Here is an 18,964-nt window from a genome sequence, read left to right on the forward strand (position 1 = left end):
ACGGTCCTTTGCAGATGGTTGAAAAGGGCCTCCGCATCGCGCTCGCGGAAATGTCGAAGGCTGAGCCGTTCTGTTTCAATGGTTTTCAAGAATGCTGGCTTTGCGTGATGTTTCACTTTCGCCGGGGTCAGTGCGGTGCGGTCCCCGTTGCAGTGCGGCGGGCGGCAAGGGCAAAGTACACCACCACAGCCAGCGCCAGAATGATGGCGGCCGATGTCATCAACAAGACAGCATGGGTTTGGGTAAAGGCGGCCTTGCCGGCCGCGATCAGCGCCGCGCTTTGCGCCTCGTTCAACCTTGCGGCAACGATATAGGTGTCGCCGATGGTTTGCGCGGCTTCGGTCGCCAGAGCGGGCGGCAGACCGGCCGGGAGGTCAATCGCGCGGCGGAACATGCCGGACAGGAACACCCCGAACAAGGTGATGCCGAGGCCGGATCCCAACTCGTATCCCGTTGCCTCCAGCGAACCGGCCGCGCCGCCCTTGCTGGCCGGAACCGCGCCCATGATCGCAATTGATGACGCGGTGAGGCCGATGCTCAGCGTCAGGCCCAGCACGGCGAGTGCGCAGGGGACCGGCACACCCGGCGCCTGAAAGTCGCTTTGCGCGAGAAAGACCAGGGCCGCGGCCGCGATCACCAGCGACAGGCTTGCCACCATCCGCAGTCCAAAGCGGTTGGACAGATAGCCTGCGACGGGTCCGCCCACGGCCGCTGCAGCCATGATCGGCACCATGAAGATCCCGGCCTGCAACGGGGTCTTGCCGAGCACGTATTGCAGTTCCTGCGACAGGGTCAGCTCCACCCCCGCCAGCGCGCCGGAGGCGACAATCGCCATGATCAGCCCCGCAAGGATGGCAGGATGCGCCAGCAGCGAAAGATCCAGCATCGGCTCTGGTGACCGCAATTGTTGACGCACAAACAGTGCCAGGACCGCGATGCCGAAGCCGATCGCAAGGGCGGTGACCGCCAAAGGCTGTTTGGCACCGGCGCCGGATTTGATCCCATAAACGACACAGATCATGCCGACGATCAGCAGCAGGGCCTGACCGATCGGCCAGGTGCCGGGGGTGGTTTGCTCGGCGCGTGGCAAAAGCCGCCAGCAGACCGGCGCCACAACCAGCATGACCGGCACATTGATCAAGAACACCGACCCCCACCAGAAATGCTGCAGCAGCGCGCCCCCGACCAGAGGGCCAGCAGCGGCACCCGCCGCCCCGACCGTGCCCCACAGACCCAGCGCCATGGCGCGCTCGCCGTCATCCTCAAACGTCTTGCGGATCAGCCCCAGAACGCAGGGCAGGATCATGGCGCCCCCCAGCGCCAGAAACACGCGCGCCGCGATCAGGGACGCCGCAGTTTGGGCACAGGCGGCCCAGACCGATGCGCAAGCGAAAATGGCAAGGCCGGTCAACAGGATCCTGCGGTTGCCGACCCGGTCCGACAGCGTGCCCATCGGCACCAGAAGCCCGGCCATCAGCAAGGGATAGATGTCGATGATCCACAAAACCTCGGTGCCCGACGCATGCAGCGCCTGGGTGAGCGTGGGCAGGGTCACATGCAGAATTGTCATGTCCAGCACGACGGGCAGAAAGGCCAGCATGACCGCCACCAGCACGAGCCAGCGTTTCGGATCGGGGGCGCGCGTCGGCATGGTTCACCTGAAGAAGCTGTTGTAGCTGCCGATATAAATACGTACGTATGGATTGCAATGACGAAGTGAAGGGCAGGGGAAGATGGGCCGCACACCGACAATCAGCCGCGACAGGTTGCTGGATCTGGCCGAAGAGCTGGTGCGCAGTGGCGGTGGCGCCGCCTTGACCATCGGTGCGCTGGCGCAGGCGGCGGGCATTTCCAAGGGCGGTGTGCAGTATGCCTTCGCCAGCAAGGACGCGCTGGTGCGCGGCCTGATCGACCGCTGGACAGATCAGTTCGAGCGCTTGCTGGGCGATCCGCCCGCGGAAGATCCGGTTGGCTTTGTCCGGCGCTACATCGCCGCGACCCGGGCCTCGCAGCAGGCGATGAATGCCAAAATGGCCGCCCTGCTGGTCAGCTATCTGGAAGATCCCGCGAATTTGCAGGAAACGCGCGATTGGTATCGCGGGGTTTTCGGGCGCCTGTCCGGATCCGGCCCTGAGGCCCGGGCCGCACGCGTGGCCTTTCTGGCCGTTGAGGGACTTTTTCTCATGCGCATCAATGGCATTGACGAAGAGGGGGCCTGGACTGACCTGCTTGACGATGTTGAGGTCGTGCTGCAGCGTTTGACGGCCATGACCGTCCCAAAGGGGCAGTAGAGGCCCCAAAGCGCCACATCTTTGGGCGGCGGCTTTGCCGACCTCTCGCGGCGTCAGGGCTGGATCTCCCCGTCCGGGCGCTCTGTTGGGGATGGGGCGGGGCAATCGCGGCGGCGGTCTGCGGGCCGTCGGCTGTGGCTCATTTCCGCCTCGGTGTCTCACCTGCGCGCTCTCGCGCGTCCAGCCATCCCGTGACAGCCATCCCGCGACTGGCCAGGCCCGCAGGCCTCATCACCAGCGGGTGGCGGGCAGCTCGGTCGGGCCAGTGTTTGGATCTAGACCGACCTGCGATCGCTCTGGCGGCGGTCTGCGCGCAGGCTTCATCCCGCTGGCGCTCCCGCCTGCCGGGCGGAACCTGCGGCCCCTGCGGGCGTTTCGCCCTGAGAAGGCAGGAAGGGCCGAGTCACGAAGCGCCCGACAAGAAATCAAGTCCCGACAAGAAAGCAGTGCCTGATCGGAAGGAAGAGAAGATGAGACACAGTCTGATCATCACTGCCCTGGCACTCGTCCCGCTCGGGGCCCGGGCAGATGTCCCCTATCTGGATGACCGCTCCACGCCCGCCGCGGTGGTCCAATCGCTCTATAATGCGATCAATTCCGGGCAGTATCTTCGCGCCTACAGCTATTTCGATGCTGACAGAATTGGCGATTACCCAAGCTTCAAGGCGGGCTATGATACCACGCAGAGCGTTGCACTCCGGCTGGGGGAGCAACGTCAGGACAGCGGCGCGGGGACGACCTATACCCAGCTGCCCGCCGTCATCAAAGCGGTCGAAACCGACGGCCGGACGCAGGTTTACGCGGGGTGTTACACGCTCTCAGCGGTCAGCCCGTCGATTCAGGATTATCCGCCTTTCGTGCCCATCCGCATCATCGGCGGCACGCTGGTCCCGACCGATGCGCCGTTCGAGGCAGCTGTGGGAAAATGCCCGGCCCCCTAGCGCGAGGCCGCTGCGCCCGTCAGGGCAGGGCGGGCCGCTGTCTCCGCTGTCGGCGGTGGGCGTGGCGCCCCTCGGGGTCTGGTCCGAAAAACGCCGGGCCGGGGTTGCGTCATTGCATTGCTTTGGCCGGTGCCAACGGCGCGGCCGTGCCGCTGACTCCGACTACGGCTAACTCCGATTACGGACGGCCCCCCGCGTTGGCGCCCTGCGAAGCGCCCGTGCGGGCGTTCAGACGTCCAGCTCTTCCACGAATTGCGCATTCTCGGTGATGTACTGAAACCGCAATTCAGGCTTTTTCCCCATCAGCCGCTCGACCAGATCGCCGGTTTCGCCCGGCGCATCCTCGTCAATCGTCACCCGGATCAGCTTGCGCGTCTCGGGGTTCATCGTGGTGTCTTTCAGGTCCTTGGCATCCATCTCGCCCAGCCCTTTAAACCGCTGCACGTCGATTTTACCCTTGCCGCCCAGGCCCTTGGCCAGCCACAGCTCTTTCTCGGCATCATCGGCCACATAAAGCCGTTTCGCCCCCTGCGTCAGCCGGTAGAGCGGCGGGCAGGCGAGGTAGAGGTGCCCCTTGTCGATCAGCGGCCGCATCTGGGTGAAGAAAAACGTCATCAACAGGCTGGCGATATGCGCGCCGTCAACATCAGCATCGGTCATGATGATGATCTTGTCATAGCGCAGGTCTTCGACGTTGAACTTGGTGCCCATGCCGACGCCCAAAGCCTCGCAGATGTCGCGGATCTCGGAGTTGTCGTTCAGCTTGTTCGACGCGGCGCCCAGCACGTTCAGGATCTTGCCCTTCAAGGGCAGCAAAGCCTGCGTCTCGCGCGAGCGCGCGCCCTTGGCCGAACCGCCCGCCGAATCGCCCTCCACGATGAAGAGCTCAGTATTCTCGCGGTTCTTCGCGGTGCAATCGGTCAGTTTCCCCGGCAGCCGCAGCTTTTTGGTCGCCGATTTCCGCTGGGTTTCCTTTTCCTGCCGCCGCTTCAGCCGCTCTTCGGCGCGCAGCACCAGAAAATCAAGGATCGCCCCGGCGGATTTGGTATCCGCCGCCAGCCAGTTGTCGAAATGGTCGCGCACGGCGTTTTCCACCAAACGCGCGGCCTCCACCGTGGCCAGCCGGTCCTTGGTCTGGCCCACAAATTCCGGCTCGCGGATGAAACAGGACACCAGCGCGCAGCCCCCCGTGGTCAGATCCTCGCGGGTGATCTGCTCGGCCTTGCGGTTCTTGACGAGATCGCCGTAAGCCCGCACGCCTTTCAGGATGGCGGCCCAAAAGCCTGCCTCATGCGTGCCACCCTCGGGCGTGGGCACGGTGTTACAATAGCTTTGGGTGAAACCGTCGCGCACCGGCGTCCAGTTGACCGCCCATTCGACACTGCCCGGCACGCCGAACTTTTCCTGAAAGCCGACTTTGCCCGCAAAGGGACGGTCGGCATAGGTCATCGACTTGCCAAGGGACTCGGTCAGGTAATCGGCCAGACCGCCAGGGAAGTGGAACACCGCCTCCATCGGGGTTTCGCCATCATTGATCGCGGTTTTCCAGCGGATCTCGACACCCGAGAAGAGATAGGCCTTCGAGCGGACCATCTTCATCATCCGGGCGGGTTTGAACCGGTGATGGCCAAAGATCTGCTCATCGGGGTGAAAGCTGACCTGCGTGCCACGCCGGTTCGGGGCGGCGCCGATCTTTTCCACCGGCCCCTGCGGGATGCCGCGCGAAAAACTCTGCTGGAACAACTCTTTGTTCCGCGCAACCTGCACCACCATGCTGTCGGACAGAGCGTTCACCACCGAGGCACCCACCCCATGCAGACCGCCAGAGGTCTGATAGGCATCGCCCGAGAATTTGCCGCCCGCATGCAGGGTGCACAGGATCACCTCCAGCGCGGATTTGCCGGGGAATTTCGGATGCGGATCAATCGGAATCCCGCGGCCATTGTCGCGCACGATCACCGTGTAATCTTCGCACAGCTCCACCTCGATCCGCGTGGCATGGCCCGCCACCGCCTCGTCCATCGAGTTGTCGAGAATCTCGGCCACCAGGTGATGCAGCGCCCGCTCATCGGTGCCGCCGATATACATGCCGGGGCGTTTGCGAACCGGTTCCAGCCCTTCCAGCACCTCGATCGACGAAGCGTCGTAGGTGTGTTCAGTTGCGCCGGAAAGAAGGTCTTCTGCCATCGGTCTCACCTGTTCATGGGTCAGCCACAGGATTAGACCATGCCGGGCAGGCGGCGCAAGGCGAAGGGGGCAGGGCCGGTGCCGCACCCCCCGCGCGATCAGACGGGTTCGGCCTCGCGCGCGGCCCACATCTGTTGGAAGGCGGGGCGGGATTGTTGGGTTTTCAGCCAGCCAAACAGGGTGGGGAATTCCTCGGCCAGCGGGCTATGTGCTTGGGAATAGCGCAGAACTTCCGCCATATTGATGTCTGCCACGCTAAAGCGGCCGCCCACCAGATAGGGGTGCGTGGCCAGATAGGTTTCCAGCACCGCATAGGGACGGCGCAGGGCCGCCACATGCCGTTGCAGTTCGGCTGCACCTTCGGGCGTTTCGGCGCGTTTCTGACCATAGAGGCCCTGAATGGCCAGCGACGCCGCCTCGATCGAGCTTTGCGCAAAGAGCGTCCATTGCTCCATCAGCGCCGATTCGTTCAGATCCTGCGGCCCGAGCGCACCGCCGTATTTGCGCGCCAGATGCAGGTTGATGACGAGGGATTCGGTCAGCAGCAGCCCTTCATCCTCCAGCACCGGGATTGCCCCGGCCGGTGACAGCGCCAGAAACGCCGCTGAACGCGTGTTCAGCGGCGCATCCGCCGCCTGCGGATCGGCAAGGCGGTAGGCCTGCAACACCGGCACCAGTTCGAGCACCAGGCCGATTTCATGTGCCAGCCAGAAATTGCGCGTGGCGCGGCTGCGGTAGGATCCGTAAAGCTTGGGCATACTGTCCTCATCATGTGGCAGGAAACCCCGCACACCTTCGCGCCGGGGCACCGCGCCGGGGCGAAAGCGGGGCGCGGGGTTACGGCACTCTGGCCGGGTGCTGGCCGAAAGAAAAGAGGCTCTGCGTCGCGATGTGACCCCGCAGCAGGGGCCATATTGTATGGGGTACACGCGTTCCGGCGCTGAAAACGCGGCGAGAGCGGGCGCCGGCACCCGAATCCGCCGGGGGGCCGTCGCGGCAGCGCTTGCCGGGTCATTCGCGCGCAGGTAGTGCTAGGGCATGAACATGTCCTCAACCCCCCTGATTTCCCCGCAGCCCGCGATGACGCGCCTGCAGCATATGCGCGCGCTTTTGGTGCTGGGCCTGCCGCTGGTTGGCAGCCATCTGGCGCAAATGGCGCTGCATGTCACCGATACGGTAATGCTCGGCCGCTATGGCGTCAATGAGCTGGCCGCCGTGGTGCTGGGGGCGGGCCTGTTCTTCGTGGTCTTCATCCTCGGCTCGGGCTTTGGCATCGGGGTGATGGGGGTGGTCGCGGGGGCGCTCGGCTCGGGCGATGAGACGCAGGTGCGGCGCGCGACCCGGATGGGGCTCTGGCTCTCGATCCTCTATGGCGTGCTGGTGTTCCCGGTGATGTGGTTCGCCGGGCCGGTATTCCGCACCCTCGGGCAAGAGGCGGTGGTGGCGCAGCTGGCGCAGGATTACCTGCGGATTGCGGGCCTTGGCATGGTGCCCGCGCTGGTGATCATGGTGCTGAAAAGCCATCTGGCGGCGAATGAGCGCACGCAGGTGGTGTTTTGGGTCACGCTGGCGGCGGTGGGGTTGAACATCGCGCTGAACTGGCTGCTGATTTTCGGCAATTGGGGGATGCCTGAGCTCGGCGTGCGCGGCGCGGCTTTGGCCTCCTTTGCGGTGCAGATGTTCAGTGCGCTGGCCTTGGCGGGCTATGCGGCCTGGGTGCCCGCCTTGCGGCATTTCAACCTCTTCCAGCGGTTCTGGCGCCCCGATTGGCAGGCTTTCGGGCAGATCTTCCGCCTCGGTTGGCCGATTGGCCTGACCGGTCTGGCGGAAGGGGGCCTCTTTCAGGCTTCGGCGCTGATGATGGGCTGGCTGGGCACCATGCAACTGGCCGCGCATGGCATCGCGCTCGAGATAACCGCGTTGGCCTTCATGATCCATCTCGGGCTCTCCAATGCGGCCACCGTGCGGGCGGGCCGGGCCGATGGCGCGGGCGATCTGCAACGGCTGCGCGACGGGGCGGCGATGGCGATCCTGCTGTCGCTCCTGATCGTGGCGCTGGTGATCGTGCTGTTCTTTGCCATCCCCGAAGCGCTGGTGGGTCTGTTCCTCGACCCCGCCGAGCCGCAGGCCCCCGAGATCATCGCCTTTGGCGCGCGGCTGTTGGCCGTGGCGGCGCTGTTCCAGCTCTTTGATGCGATGCAGGCAATGGCGCTGGGCCTGCTGCGCGGGGTGCAGGACACCCGCGTGCCGATGTGGCTGGCAGGGCTCAGCTATTGGGTCATCGGCATCCCGGCCAGCTATCTTCTGGCGTTTCCGCTGGGCTTTGGCGGGCTGGGCCTCTGGCTGGGCCTGTCGATCGGTCTGGCGATGGCCTCGGTTCTGCTGATGCTGCGCTTCTGGCGGGGCCTTGCACGGCGTGCGGCCTGAACGAACGCGCCGCGCGGCTTAATAGCCGCGCGTGCGGTCCACCAGATAGAGGAAAGGCAGCCCCGCCTCACCGCGGCGGATGTTCTCCACCACCACCGCGGCGGCAGAGCCGGGGCGGGTGGCGGCGGCGATATGCGGGGTCACGGTGACGCGGGGATGCGCCCAATAGGGGTGGCCCGCGGGCAAAGGCTCGGTGCGGAACACATCCAGCGTCGCCTGACCCACCTGACCGCTGTCCAGCGCGGCCAAGAGCGCGTCATCATCGATCAGCGTACCGCGACCCGGGTTCAGGATCACCGCCCCGCGCGGCAAAAGCGCCAGCGTTTCGGCATTCAACAGATTGCTGGTATCGGGGGTGTTCGGCAGCAAGGTCACCAGAATCCCGGCGGTGGACAGTGCCTGCCGCAACCCCTCCGCGCCGGAAACACAGGTGATACCGGGCAGGGATTTGGGGCTCCGGCTCCAGCCCGTCACCGCAAAATTCAGCTGCGCCAGCGCTTGCGCGCAGGCCGCACCCAGTTCGCCGAGGCCGAGCACGGTGACCTGCCGGTCCCGCGCCAAAGGCGGGGTCAGCTCGGGCCGCCAGACGCCATCCTGCGCGGCCAGTTGCGCGTCCAGCCCCAGATGATGGCGCAGCACATGGCCGGTGACCCATTCCACCATCCCCTCGGCCAGCCCCTGATCCACCATCCGGCACAGGGGCTGCGTCAGCGTGGCATTGCCCACGATCCGCTCCACCCCGGCCCAGAGGCTGAGCACCGCTTTGGCACGGGTGAAGGGGGTGAAATCCTGCAGCGGGCTGCCCGGCGCATAGATGATGTAATCCACCTCCGCCGGATCGGTATCGTCGCCTGCAAAGCGCGCCGCAATCCCGGCCTGTGCCAGGCTGCGAGTCAGCGGCCCCTCATAGTCGGACCAGTTTGGGGCGGCGAAAAGCAGGGTCAGCATCATTTACCTCGGTCGGTGGATATGGGCGCTTTGCACAAGGCCAAAAGCGATCAGCAGGATCAGCATCGCCGTCCCGCCATAGGAGACCAGCGGCAAGGGCACGCCCACCACCGGCATCAGCCCCATCACCATCGACATATTCACCGCAAAGAACAAGAACAGCGTCCCCGAAATGCCCAAGGTCAGCAGCGAGGCATAGCGGTCGCGGTTTGTCAGCGCCGAATGGATGCAGAACCCCAGAATCATCGCGTAGAGCATCAGCAGCGAGAAGGCGCCGACAAAGCCGAATTCCTCGGCCAGCGTCGTGAAGATAAAGTCGGTATGCTTTTCGGGCAGGAAGTTCAGACGGCTCTGCGTGCCCTGCATATAGCCGCGCCCCGACCAGCCGCCCGACCCGAGCGCGATCTGCGCCTGCATGATGTTATAGCCCGCGCCGAGCGGGTCCGCGCCGGGGTCAAGGAAGGTATCGACCCGGCGGTATTGATAGTCGTGCAACAGCTGCCAATCGGTGCCGCGGCTCTCGATCACCGTGGCCACCAGCGCCACCACGATGGCGATGACGGTCCCGAAATACCACAGGCTGACCCCCGCCGCGAACATCACGATGCCGCCGCCCAAGACCAGCAGGATCGCGGTGCCAAGGTCAGGCTGCACCAGCACAAGGCCGGTGGGCAGCAGGATCATCAGCACCGGCACCAGCACCCACAAGGGTTTGGACACTTTCGACACATCCAGCCAGTCGTAATAGGCGGCCAGCAGCATCACCATGGAGATCTTCATGAGTTCAGAGGGTTGCAGCCGGATCGGCCCCAGATCGATCCAGCGTTGCGCCCCCATGCCGATGGCCCCGAACAGCTCGACCCCGATCAACAACAAGAGCGAGAACAGATAGGCCACCGCCGAGACATTGCGCCAGAACCAGATCGGCACGAAACCCACCGCGAACATCAGCACCATGCCGATGGCAAAGCGCTTCATCTGCGGTTCCGCCCAGACTTCGGCGCGGCCGCCCGAGACGGAATAGAGCATCAGGAACCCGGCGCAGGCGACGGCCGTCAGCAAAAAGGCCAGCGGCCAGTTGGCATGCAGGATCTTGCGCCAGCCGGTGGGGACGGTCTTCAGACTGTATTCGAGAAAGCTCATGCCCGGCTCTTTCCGCTGGGGGCCAGATCCGGATCGACCAGATTCATTTTCTTGCGCTGCTCGGCGATTGTGTCGCGCTGGTTCGAGGGATAGGCCTCCAGCGGCGGCGGGCCGTTGTACAGCGCCTCAAGCAGGATGTCGCGCGCGATAGGGGCTGCCACGGCGGAGCCGCCCGAACCATGCTCGACCACGACGGCCACCGCATATTTCGGATTGCTGACCGGCGCAAAGGCCACGAACAGCGCGTGATCGCGCCGGTTCCACGGCAGTTGCTCGTTCGAGATCACCCCGCGCGCGCGTTCCGCCGCCGAGATGTTGCGCACCTGCGCCGTGCCGCTTTTGCCCGCCATCCGCGCTTCATCCAGCACGATGCGGGCCTTGTTGCCGGTGCCGCGCCCGGAGTTCACCACCCCGGCCATGCCCGCCTGCACCGCCGCCAGATGCTCGGGCTTGACCCCCAGATCGGCGATGTCACTCAGCGGCACCTCGACCCCGTCAACGGCGCGGATCAGGCGTGGCACCAGCGCCTTGCCCGAGGCCACGCGCGCCGTCATCACCGCCAGATGCAAGGGCGAAGCCAGCACATAGCCCTGACCGATGGCGGCGTTCAGCGTGTCGCCGATCTGCCAGTCCTTGCCATATCTTTCCTGTTTCCACGCCTTGTTCGGCGCCACGCCTTCGGACACCGCCGACATCGGCAGATCGTGGCGCACGCCGACGCCCAACCGCTTGGCCATCTCCGAGATCTTGTCGATGCCGACGCGCTGGGCGATGTCATAGTAATAGACGTCGCAGGATTGCTCGAAACTGAGCTGCATGTTCACCGAACCATGCCCGCCGCGCTTCCAGCAGTGAAAGCGCCTGCCGCCCACCTCGATGTAGCCCGGGCAGCGCACCGTATCACTGGCCTTGACCACGCCCGCTTCCAGCGCCGCCAGTGCCGTGATCATCTTGAAGGTGGAGCCGGGCGGATAGAGGCCCTGCACGGTCTTGTCGGCCAGCGGGCGGTGGTCGTTTTCGGTCAGCGCCTTGTAATCCACCGCGGAAATGCCGCGCACGAAAAGGTTGGGGTCAAAAGACGGGGCCGAACTGATCGCCATGATGTCGCCATTGGTCACGTCAATGACCACGGCGGCGGCGCTTTCGGTGCCCAGCCGCTCGTGACAATAGTTCTGAAGGCGGAAATCCATCGTCATCTGGATATTCGCGCCGGGATCACCTTCTTGCCGCCCGAGTTCGCGCATTTCGCGCCCGGCCGAGTTCACCTCGACCCGCCGCGTGCCCGAAGAGCCGCGCAGCTGATCCTCGAGTTTGGCCTCGACACCGATCTTGCCCAGCTGAAATTTCGGGATCATCAGCAACGGATCTGGGTTCTCGATCTTGGACAGATCGTAATCCGAGACCGGTCCGACATAGCCCAGCACATGCGCGAAATCCTGGGCGCGCGGGTAATGCCGCGACAGACCCACCTCCGGCGAGACACCGGGCAGCGAGGGGGCATTGACCGCGACACGCGCGAATTCCTCCCAGCTCAGCCGGTCGGCGACGGTGATCGGCGAAGTGGGGCTGCGCTTCTTGATCTCGGCCAGAAAGCTCTCGGCGTCGCTGTCGGAGATGGCGATCAGGTGCCGCAGGCTGTTCAGCACGGCGGCCACATCGCCCGCATCCTCGCGCGTGATGGTCACGCGGTAGTTTTGCTCATTCCCCGCGATCACCACGCCTTCGCGGTCATAGATCAGACCGCGGGTCGGGGGCAGCAGGCGGATCTTGACCGAGTTTCCCTCGGCCAGCAGGCGGAACTGATCGGCCTGCTCCAGCTGCATCTTGCGCATGCGCAGCGCCAGCACCCCGACGAATCCGGCCTGAATGCCGCCCAGCAGCAGACCCCGGCGGCCGATTTTGCGCACGGATTCCTGTGTGTCTTTCGGTGAGCGTCTCATCTGCGATGCCCCAATGCGTCGACTTCCCCGATGGCGGCCCGTTTCAGCCCGATGCCAAAGCGCGTGGCGGCCACCACGACAGGATAGGCCAAAAGCGTCATCAGCATGCGTAAAAGTTCCGTGCCCAGCCCCGGCTGCGGAATCATCACCAGCGCATGCACCAGCCGGTTGGCCAGCACCATGGCGCAGAGGACACCCGCCACCACCAGCCATTCCAGCACGAAGGTCAGATCGCGCAGCGAGCTCTCTCTCGCGCGCAAGAACTCCGTGCCGACCAGCACCAAAAGCGTCCAGAGGCCGGGGGGCCGCATGAACATCATGTCCTGCAACAGGAAAATGGCCACGATGGACAGGGCGGGCACATATTCCGGCCGCCGCAGCACCCAAGCCAGGGTCAGGGCCAGCGTCAGATCCGGCCCCGGAAAATGCCCGGCGCTGGGCGAGAGCGGCATCAGCTGCAAGAACAGGATCACCATCGCGATGGCAATATAAATCCCTTGGTGAAACAGCCGCTGGGTGGTGATCGGATCAATCATGACCGCCGCTCACTCGCCCTTGCTTTCGGCATCGGCGGGGGGCTGTTCGTTCACCGGCGGCGGGATCAGCACCCCGGCATCCTGCAACTGTTCAACCGGATGGCTGCGCAGTACGCGCAGGAAGTCCAGCCGCTCATAATCGGCCGCAAGGCGCACCCGCAGCCGCCGGTCGCTGCCCTGCGCCACCTGACCCACCAGCAGGCCCGAGGGAAACACCCCGCCATCGCCCGAACTGACCACCCGGTCGCCGGGCCGAACCTGCTCGGGGCTTTCCAGAAAATCCAGCAGGGGCAGGGGGGTATTGTCGCCGGTCAACAGCGCCTTTTGCCCCGAGGGTTGAATGGTCACCGGCATCAGGCTCGACGGATCGGTCAGCAGCACAACCCGGCTGGTCGATTTGCCGACGCCCGAAATGCGCCCCGCAAGGCCCAGCCCGTCCATCGTTGCCCAGCCATCCACGATCCCATCGCGCGACCCCACGTTCAGCAAGACCGATTGCCGGAAGGGAGAACCGCTGTCGGCCAGCACCACCCCCGAAACCGAGGTCAGCTTGGGATCAAGCCGCACGTTGTTCTGTGCCAGAAGCTTGGCATTTTGCTGCTCCAGCTGCACGGCCGCTTCTTTCCACGAACGCATCTGCTGCAGCTCGCGGCGCAGCTCCTGGTTCTGGTCATAGATGCGCGAATAGGACTGAAAGCCCTCAACCATCTGCAACATCTTGGTGGCGGGCAGCATCGCCCAGTCAAAGGTGGGCACAAAGCGGTCGATGAAAGCGGCGCGAAAGCGTTCCACGCGCGGGCTGTCGATGCGCCAGACCAGAAAGATCGCGGCCAGCACAAGGCAGAGCGCCGCAATCAAAATGCGGCGCACTGGTCTTGCAAAGTCAATATGATGGCGGTCTCTGGCCACGTCTGCCCCTCTGGATGCCAGCAATTCCCGGCTGGTTTTCCAGCGCCCGGGATCAGCTGTCGTAGTCGATCACATGCCGCAGTTGCTTCTCATATTCCAGCGCCTTGCCGGTGCCGAGCGCCACACAATTCAGTGACTGATCGGCAATGGAGATCGAGAGGCCGGTCTGCTCGCGCAGGCTCAGATCCAGCTCGCCCAAGAGCGCGCCGCCGCCCGTCAGCATGACGCCACGGTCGACGATATCGGCGGCCAGATCCGGCGGCGTGGTCTCCAGCGCCTGCATCACCGCATCGCAGATCTGCTGCACGGTTTCGGCGAGCGCTTCGGCCACCTGCGCCTGATTGATTTCAATCTCTTTCGGCACGCCGTTCAACAGGTCACGGCCGCGCACGAGGATCGAGGCGCCCCGGCCATCGTCCGGCATGCGGGCGGTGCCGATGGTGGTCTTGATCCGCTCGGCGGTGGATTCACCCACCAGCAGGTTCTGGTTGCGGCGCAGATAGGAGATGATCGCATCATCCATACGGTCGCCGCCCACCCGCACCGAACGCGCGTAAACGATGTCACCCAGCGAGAGCACGGCCACCTCGGTGGTGCCGCCGCCAATGTCGACCACCATGTTGCCGGTCGGGTCGGTGATCGGCATGCCGGCACCGATGGCCGCGGCGATGGGTTCGGCGATCAGGCCCGCGCGGCGTGCGCCTGCCGAGAGAACCGACTGACGGATCGCGCGTTTTTCCACCGGCGTCGCGCCATGCGGCACGCAAACGATGATCTTCGGCTTGGAGAAAGTGGTCCGCTTGTGCACTTTGCGGATGAAATGCTTGATCATCTCTTCCGCGCTGTCAAAATCGGCAATGACGCCATCGCGCATCGGGCGGATCGCCTCGATGCTGCCCGGGGTCCGGCCCAGCATCAGCTTGGCGTCTTCCCCGACGGCCAGAACCTGCTTCTTGCCGTCCTTGACGTGATAGGCCACCACGGAGGGTTCATTCAGAACGATCCCCTTGCCCTTCACATAGACAAGTGTATTCGCTGTGCCGAGGTCGATCGCCATATCCGACGAAAACAGACCACCAAATCCTGCCATTTCGTATTTCCGCTTTCCAATAACCCGCGCGCCCGACTCGGGAGCCGAGCCTGATTGCTGATCCATATAGGCTGCAAGCAAGAAAGGCGGAAGCGCAAATCCCTGTGTGCCCCGGCAGCAATCCGCCAATGAAATAAGGGGTGAGGCGGGGGCTTGACCTTTCTCAACAAAAGTGGCGCCAGAGGGGTGTTTCCCCCGGCGCCACTTGCACTTTTCCAACAATCACTTTTTTGCGCCGTTTTTGCCGTCCGGAGGTGAGCGCTACCGCCCGCGCCCGAAGAGGGGCGCGCGGATCAGACCGATTTGTAGCTGACACCCTTCACATCGGCGTCGGGGGCGGTCTTTTCGCGGCGCAGGATCAGCCGGTTCAGCGCGCCGACATAGGCTTTCACGCTGGCCAGAATGGTGTCGGTATCGGCGGCGGAGCCGGTGACGATGCGGCCGTTTTCCTCCATCCGCACCGAGACAGTGGCCTGGGCATCGGTGCCCTCGGTCACGGCCTGCACCTGATAGAGTTGCAGACGTGCGGCATGCGGGAAGATCGCCTTGACCGCATTGAAGACCGCATCTACCGGGCCGTCGCCCACGGTCTCGGCGCTGTGCTCCACCCCGTTGACCGTCATCTTCAGCGAGGCCGACTGCCCCTCCGAGCCGCAGACCACGCGCAGCCATTTCACCTGCAGCACGTCGCTGTCGGTGTTGGCGGCGCTGTCGGTCATCAGCGCGGTCAGATCCTCGTCGTAGATCTCTTTCTTGCGGTCGGCCAAGGCCTTGAAGCGCACAAAGACATCGTTCAGCTGGTTCTCGGCCAGCTCATACCCCAGATCCGACAGCTTCGAGCGCAGCGCGGCGCGGCCCGAATGCTTGCCCATCGCAATGTTCGTCTCGGTGATGCCGATGTCGGCGGGGCGCATGATCTCAAAGGTTTCGACGTTTTTCAGCACGCCATCCTGATGGATGCCGGATTCGTGCAGGAAGGCGTTCTTGCCGACGATGGCCTTGTTGAACTGCACCGGAAAGCCCGAGACCTGGCTGACGCGGCGCGAGAGGTTCATGATTTTGGTGGTGTCGATGCGGGTCTGATAGGGCATCAGATCCTTGCGCACTTTCAGCGCCATCACCACTTCTTCCAGCGCGGTATTGCCCGCGCGCTCGCCCAGACCGTTGATCGTGCATTCAATCTGACGCGCGCCCGCAGCCACAGCGGCGAGGCTGTTGGCGGTCGCCATACCCAGATCGTTGTGGCAATGGGTGGCAAAGATCACCTGATCGGCGCCCGGCACCCGCTCCAGCAGCATCTGAATGATTTCAGCGCTTTCGGTGGGCAGCGTGTAGCCGACGGTGTCGGGAATGTTGATCGTCGAGGCCCCGGCCTTGATCGCGGTTTCCACCACGCGGCAGAGGTAATCCCGCTCGGTGCGGATCGCGTCCATCGCCGACCATTGCACGTCGTCGCACAGGTTGCGCGCATGCGTCACCGTGTCGTGGATCCGGGTGATCATGTCATCCTGGCTCAGCTTGGTGATGTCGCGGTGCAGCGGCGAGGTGCCGATGAAGGTGTGGATGCGCGGCTTCGGCGCGAAGCGGATCGCCTCCCAGCAGCGGTCGATGTCCTTGTAATTGGCACGGCTCAGGCCACAGATCACCGAATTGCGGGCGTTCTTGGCGATTTCCGAGACGGCGGCGAAATCGCCCTCAGAGGCGATGGGGAAGCCCGCCTCGATGATATCGACACCCATATCGTCCAGAAGGCCGGCGATCTCCAGCTTTTCCGCGTGGGACATGGTGGCGCCGGGCGATTGCTCGCCATCGCGCAGGGTGGTGTCAAAAATCAGAACGCGGTCAGCGGTTTGCGCGGCCGAAAAAGTCGATTTGGTCATGGGATATTCCGTCATTTTTAGCTGAATGTCTTAGCTGTGGCTGGTCTGGAAGGGCTTGGGCGCTGTTCACCTCCGAGCGGTCGCGCCCAGGGGCACGCTCAGAGGCAGCTAAGAAGAAGCAGCAGGCCACGGCTAGCCGAGGCGCCAATGGCGCCCGAGGTTGCGGAAATATGCAGGGTCCGTGTCATGGCTGGAACTATACGGGGCGCGGACGAAAAGAAAAGCCCGAAAGTGAGCCTTTGCCGCGCTTCCTGCGTATCGCTTGGGCGATGTGCAAACGGGGGCAACAGGGGGGGGCGGCATGCGGGCCTTGGTGATTGGCGACAGCGGCGGGATTGGCGGCGCGGTGGCGGCGGATCTGGCGGCGCGGGGCTATGCGGTCTCCGGCCTCTCGCGGCGCGACGGGCTGGACCTCGCGCGGCCCGAGAGCATCGGCCCGGCGGTGGCGGCGCTCAGCGGCGATTTCGAGATGATTTTTGTGGCGACGGGGGCCCTGGGGCAGCCCGAAAAACGGCTCTCGGCGCTGGATCCTGCCGCGCTCGCCGCGCAGATGGCGGTGAATGCGGCGGGGCCGGTGCTGTTGTTGCAGGCGCTGACCGCGCGGCTGCCGCGCGACCGGCGGGCGGTGTTTGCGGTGCTTTCGGCGCGGGTGGGGTCGATCGGCGACAACCATCTGGGGGGCTGGTACAGTTACCGCGCCGCCAAGGCCGCGTTGAACCAGCTGATCCACACCGCCGCGATCGAGCTGGCGCGCAGCCATCCGCAGCTGGTGCTGGCGCTGCTGCACCCCGGCACGGTGGATACCGGCTTTTCGGCGGGCTATGCCGCGCGTAAACTCGCGCCGCCAGAGGCGGCCGCGCGGCTCTTGACCGTGCTGGAGGGCATCCCGCCCGCGGAGACGGGCGGCTTTTGGGATTATAGCGGTGCCCGTGTGCCCTGGTAGGGCTCAGTTCGCCGGGGCAGGGGTTTCCGCATCCGTCGGGGCCGCGTCCCCGGCGGGGGCCTCGGGCGTCGCGGCCTCGGGTGCGGCAGCGTCACCGCCCTCTGTTGCCACCGGGGCAGGGGCCGCTTCCTTCAGCACATTGTCCGACCAATCGCCGGTGGCCACTTCGCCGCTGGCGTATTTCATCGTGCCCTGACCCTGACGGCGGCCCTTGGCGAAATGGCCCTCATAGGTGTCGCCATTGGCATAGGTGGCGATGCCGGTGCCGTCGATCTCGCCCGCCTTCCACGCGCCCTCATAGCGGAAGCCATCGGGCGTGGTCAGCACCCCTTGCCCCTCGCGCTGACCGCCGACAAAGCCGCCGGTGTAGATGGTGCCATCGGCATAGGTGGCCACGCCCTGACCGTGGCGCTGACCATCGAGCCAGTCGCCCTCATAGATATAGCCGTCGGGATAGGTCATCCGGCCCTTGCCCTCGGTCTTGGCGGCCTTGAATTCGCCCTCATAGACCAGACCGTTGGCATAGCGCGCGGTGCCGGTGCCCTCGATCACGCCTGCGGACCAGCCGCCTTCGTAGCTTGAGCCGTCCTTGTAGGTGATCTTGCCGATGCCATCGGGCAGGTCCGCCTTGAACTGCCCCTCATAGACCGAGCCATCGGGATAGGTGACGCGGCCCTGACCCTCGATGCGGCCCTCATGCCAGTCGCCGGTGTAGACATAGCCATCGGTGCCGGTGAAGGTGCCCTTGCCCTCGCGCTTGTCGGCCAGAAAAGTGCCGTCATAGACATCGCCATTGGCATAGGTGACGCGGCCCGGGCCTTGCCGCTTGCCTGCCACCATCTCCCCTTCGTAGAGGTCGCCATTGGCCTGTTTCAACCGGCCGGGACCGTCCATCTCGCCCTGCGCCCAGACACCTTCGTAGGTCAGCCCGTCGGCCATGGTCAGCGTGCCTTGCCCCGCGCGCAGGCCCGCGATCATCCCGCCCTCATAGACCGCGCCATCGGGATAGGTGATCTTGCCCTTGCCCTGCTTGACACCGGCCAGCCAGTCACCCTCATAGCGGTAGCCGCCGGGGCTTTCCATCACGCCGGTGCCATTGTGCATCGCCTTCAGGAAGTCGCCCGTATAGCTGGTGCCATTGGCGTAATGCGCCGTGCCCTTGCCGGTGATTTCCCCCGCGACCCAGTCGCCCTCATAGGTGCCGCCGTCCGAGAAGGTGATCTTGCCCTTGCCGTTCGGCTTGCCGCGGGCAAACTGCCCCTCATAGACCGAGCCATTGGGGAATTTCGCGCGGCCCTCTCCCAGGATCTCGCCATCGACCCAGTCGCCTTCGTATTCATAGCCGTTCGGCAGACGGTAGATGCCGCGCCCATGCTGCTTGCCATTGCGGAAGGTGCCTTCGTAATAGCCGCCATCCTCATATTGCTTGCTGGCTGTTTCCTGTGCAGCGGCCAGACCGGGGGCGAGGGCCAGGCCCGCCGCCAATCCCGCCGAAAGCGCCATCATGCCCCATCCCGCCAATAGCCTGCGCGTCATCCGTGCCGTCTCCTGAATTCTTCTTGGGCCAGATCATGGGCCAGTGTCTTGAGCCAGTTCATGGGGCAGTGTGGCGTGCGGCGGCAAAGTATTCCCTTGCGTCGCTGGCGCTGCACCCGGCGCGGATCAGCCTATCGGCTGGGGCAGGGCCTGACAAGCGGGCGCACGGATGTGCCGGGAAAGCTGGCGGAAA

At 64.7% G+C, this 18,964-nt stretch carries 15 protein-coding genes; 4 read left to right on the top strand and 11 right to left on the bottom strand.

Translation table 11 applies throughout. From position 1 onward, the window contains the following. Nucleotides 1-127: 127 nt before the first annotated feature. Nucleotides 128-1,651, bottom strand: coding sequence for an MFS transporter (locus tag ACEN2S_RS07780; RefSeq protein ID WP_441864569.1), 1,524 nt, complete (start codon nucleotides 1,649-1,651; stop codon nucleotides 128-130). An 82-nt stretch (nucleotides 1,652-1,733) separates the two neighbouring features. Here ACEN2S_RS07780 and ACEN2S_RS07785 point away from each other — a divergent pair, with 82 nt between their 5' ends. Together ACEN2S_RS07785 and ACEN2S_RS07790 are read left to right on the top strand one after the other, a co-directional pair. Then, entirely contained in the window at nucleotides 1,734-2,291 is a 558-nt protein-coding gene (locus ACEN2S_RS07785) for a TetR/AcrR family transcriptional regulator (protein ID WP_441864572.1), read from the top strand. 470 nt (nucleotides 2,292-2,761) lie between these two features. Next, nucleotides 2,762-3,232, top strand: a complete 471-nt coding sequence (locus tag ACEN2S_RS07790) for a hypothetical protein (protein WP_441864575.1) — start codon at nucleotides 2,762-2,764, stop codon at nucleotides 3,230-3,232. 228 nt (nucleotides 3,233-3,460) lie between these two features. On the opposite strand, the gene parE is transcribed toward ACEN2S_RS07790, so the two are convergent. Further along, nucleotides 3,461-5,419, bottom strand: coding sequence for a DNA topoisomerase IV subunit B (gene parE, locus ACEN2S_RS07795; protein WP_441864577.1), 1,959 nt, complete (start codon nucleotides 5,417-5,419; stop codon nucleotides 3,461-3,463). 98 nt (nucleotides 5,420-5,517) lie between these two features. Continuing rightward, complete coding sequence (locus ACEN2S_RS07800; protein WP_441864580.1) at nucleotides 5,518-6,177, bottom strand: glutathione S-transferase family protein; 660 nt, start codon at nucleotides 6,175-6,177, stop codon at nucleotides 5,518-5,520. 286 nt (nucleotides 6,178-6,463) lie between these two features. Between ACEN2S_RS07800 and ACEN2S_RS07805 the strand changes: the two genes are divergently transcribed. Further along, entirely contained in the window at nucleotides 6,464-7,846 is a 1,383-nt protein-coding gene (locus ACEN2S_RS07805) for an MATE family efflux transporter (RefSeq protein ID WP_441864582.1), read from the top strand. Between the two features lie 18 nt (nucleotides 7,847-7,864). On the opposite strand, the gene ACEN2S_RS07810 is transcribed toward ACEN2S_RS07805, so the two are convergent. From ACEN2S_RS07810 to ACEN2S_RS07840, 7 genes are all read right to left on the bottom strand, one after another. Next, nucleotides 7,865-8,794 carry a 2-hydroxyacid dehydrogenase gene (locus ACEN2S_RS07810; protein WP_441864585.1) on the bottom strand — a complete coding sequence of 310 codons (930 nt, stop codon included), beginning with the start codon at nucleotides 8,792-8,794 and terminating at the stop codon, nucleotides 7,865-7,867. Between the two features lie 3 nt (nucleotides 8,795-8,797). Further along, complete coding sequence (gene rodA / locus ACEN2S_RS07815; RefSeq protein ID WP_441864588.1) at nucleotides 8,798-9,937, bottom strand: rod shape-determining protein RodA; 1,140 nt, start codon at nucleotides 9,935-9,937, stop codon at nucleotides 8,798-8,800. After that, the gene (gene mrdA / locus ACEN2S_RS07820) at nucleotides 9,934-11,877 is read right to left on the bottom strand and encodes a penicillin-binding protein 2 (RefSeq protein WP_441864591.1); all 1,944 of its coding nucleotides are present in this window, start codon (nucleotides 11,875-11,877) and stop codon (nucleotides 9,934-9,936) included. The genes rodA and mrdA overlap by 4 nt, the downstream gene beginning before the upstream one ends. Next, on the bottom strand, nucleotides 11,874-12,413 hold the full coding sequence (locus ACEN2S_RS07825; RefSeq protein WP_441864594.1) for a rod shape-determining protein MreD: 540 nt from the start codon (nucleotides 12,411-12,413) through the stop codon (nucleotides 11,874-11,876). Before ACEN2S_RS07825 ends, mrdA begins: the two co-directional genes overlap by 4 nt. A gap of 9 nt (nucleotides 12,414-12,422) precedes the next feature. Next, a complete protein-coding gene (mreC, locus tag ACEN2S_RS07830) occupies nucleotides 12,423-13,322 on the bottom strand; it encodes a rod shape-determining protein MreC (protein ID WP_441864596.1) in 900 nt (299 codons plus the stop codon). Nucleotides 13,323-13,374: 52 nt separating this feature from the next. After that, the gene (locus tag ACEN2S_RS07835) at nucleotides 13,375-14,412 is read right to left on the bottom strand and encodes a rod shape-determining protein (RefSeq protein ID WP_441864598.1); all 1,038 of its coding nucleotides are present in this window, start codon (nucleotides 14,410-14,412) and stop codon (nucleotides 13,375-13,377) included. Nucleotides 14,413-14,705: 293 nt separating this feature from the next. Further along, entirely contained in the window at nucleotides 14,706-16,292 is a 1,587-nt protein-coding gene (locus ACEN2S_RS07840) for a 2-isopropylmalate synthase (protein WP_441864600.1), read from the bottom strand. Nucleotides 16,293-16,593: 301 nt separating this feature from the next. Here ACEN2S_RS07840 and ACEN2S_RS07845 point away from each other — a divergent pair, with 301 nt between their 5' ends. Next, a complete protein-coding gene (locus ACEN2S_RS07845) occupies nucleotides 16,594-17,235 on the top strand; it encodes an SDR family NAD(P)-dependent oxidoreductase (protein WP_441864603.1) in 642 nt (213 codons plus the stop codon). A gap of 3 nt (nucleotides 17,236-17,238) precedes the next feature. On the opposite strand, the gene ACEN2S_RS07850 is transcribed toward ACEN2S_RS07845, so the two are convergent. Continuing rightward, the gene (locus ACEN2S_RS07850) at nucleotides 17,239-18,771 is read right to left on the bottom strand and encodes an MORN repeat-containing protein (protein WP_441864606.1); all 1,533 of its coding nucleotides are present in this window, start codon (nucleotides 18,769-18,771) and stop codon (nucleotides 17,239-17,241) included. Between the last annotated feature and the right edge of the window lie 193 nt (nucleotides 18,772-18,964).

Origin of the sequence: Phaeovulum sp. W22_SRMD_FR3 (genome assembly GCF_052113705.1) — a bacterium.
Taxonomy (GTDB): domain Bacteria; phylum Pseudomonadota; class Alphaproteobacteria; order Rhodobacterales; family Rhodobacteraceae; genus JBGQOG01.

Bases quoted from the DNA above. Each gene is read 5' to 3' on its own strand.
- ACEN2S_RS07800 (WP_441864580.1), bottom strand. From the start codon at position 6,177: ATGCCCAAGCTTTACGGATCCTACCGCAGCCGCGCCACGCGCAATTTC.
- ACEN2S_RS07845 (WP_441864603.1), top strand. From the start codon at position 16,594: ATGCGGGCCTTGGTGATTGGCGACAGCGGCGGGATTGGCGGCGCGGTG.
- ACEN2S_RS07780 (WP_441864569.1), bottom strand. From the start codon at position 1,651: ATGCCGACGCGCGCCCCCGATCCGAAACGCTGGCTCGTGCTGGTGGCG.
- ACEN2S_RS07850 (WP_441864606.1), bottom strand. From the start codon at position 18,771: ATGACGCGCAGGCTATTGGCGGGATGGGGCATGATGGCGCTTTCGGCG.
- ACEN2S_RS07785 (WP_441864572.1), top strand. From the start codon at position 1,734: ATGGGCCGCACACCGACAATCAGCCGCGACAGGTTGCTGGATCTGGCC.
- mrdA (WP_441864591.1), bottom strand. From the start codon at position 11,877: ATGAGACGCTCACCGAAAGACACACAGGAATCCGTGCGCAAAATCGGC.
- ACEN2S_RS07790 (WP_441864575.1), top strand. From the start codon at position 2,762: ATGAGACACAGTCTGATCATCACTGCCCTGGCACTCGTCCCGCTCGGG.
- ACEN2S_RS07805 (WP_441864582.1), top strand. From the start codon at position 6,464: ATGTCCTCAACCCCCCTGATTTCCCCGCAGCCCGCGATGACGCGCCTG.
- ACEN2S_RS07825 (WP_441864594.1), bottom strand. From the start codon at position 12,413: ATGATTGATCCGATCACCACCCAGCGGCTGTTTCACCAAGGGATTTAT.
- rodA (WP_441864588.1), bottom strand. From the start codon at position 9,937: ATGAGCTTTCTCGAATACAGTCTGAAGACCGTCCCCACCGGCTGGCGC.
- ACEN2S_RS07840 (WP_441864600.1), bottom strand. From the start codon at position 16,292: ATGACCAAATCGACTTTTTCGGCCGCGCAAACCGCTGACCGCGTTCTG.
- ACEN2S_RS07835 (WP_441864598.1), bottom strand. From the start codon at position 14,412: ATGGCAGGATTTGGTGGTCTGTTTTCGTCGGATATGGCGATCGACCTC.
- parE (WP_441864577.1), bottom strand. From the start codon at position 5,419: ATGGCAGAAGACCTTCTTTCCGGCGCAACTGAACACACCTACGACGCT.
- ACEN2S_RS07810 (WP_441864585.1), bottom strand. From the start codon at position 8,794: ATGCTGACCCTGCTTTTCGCCGCCCCAAACTGGTCCGACTATGAGGGG.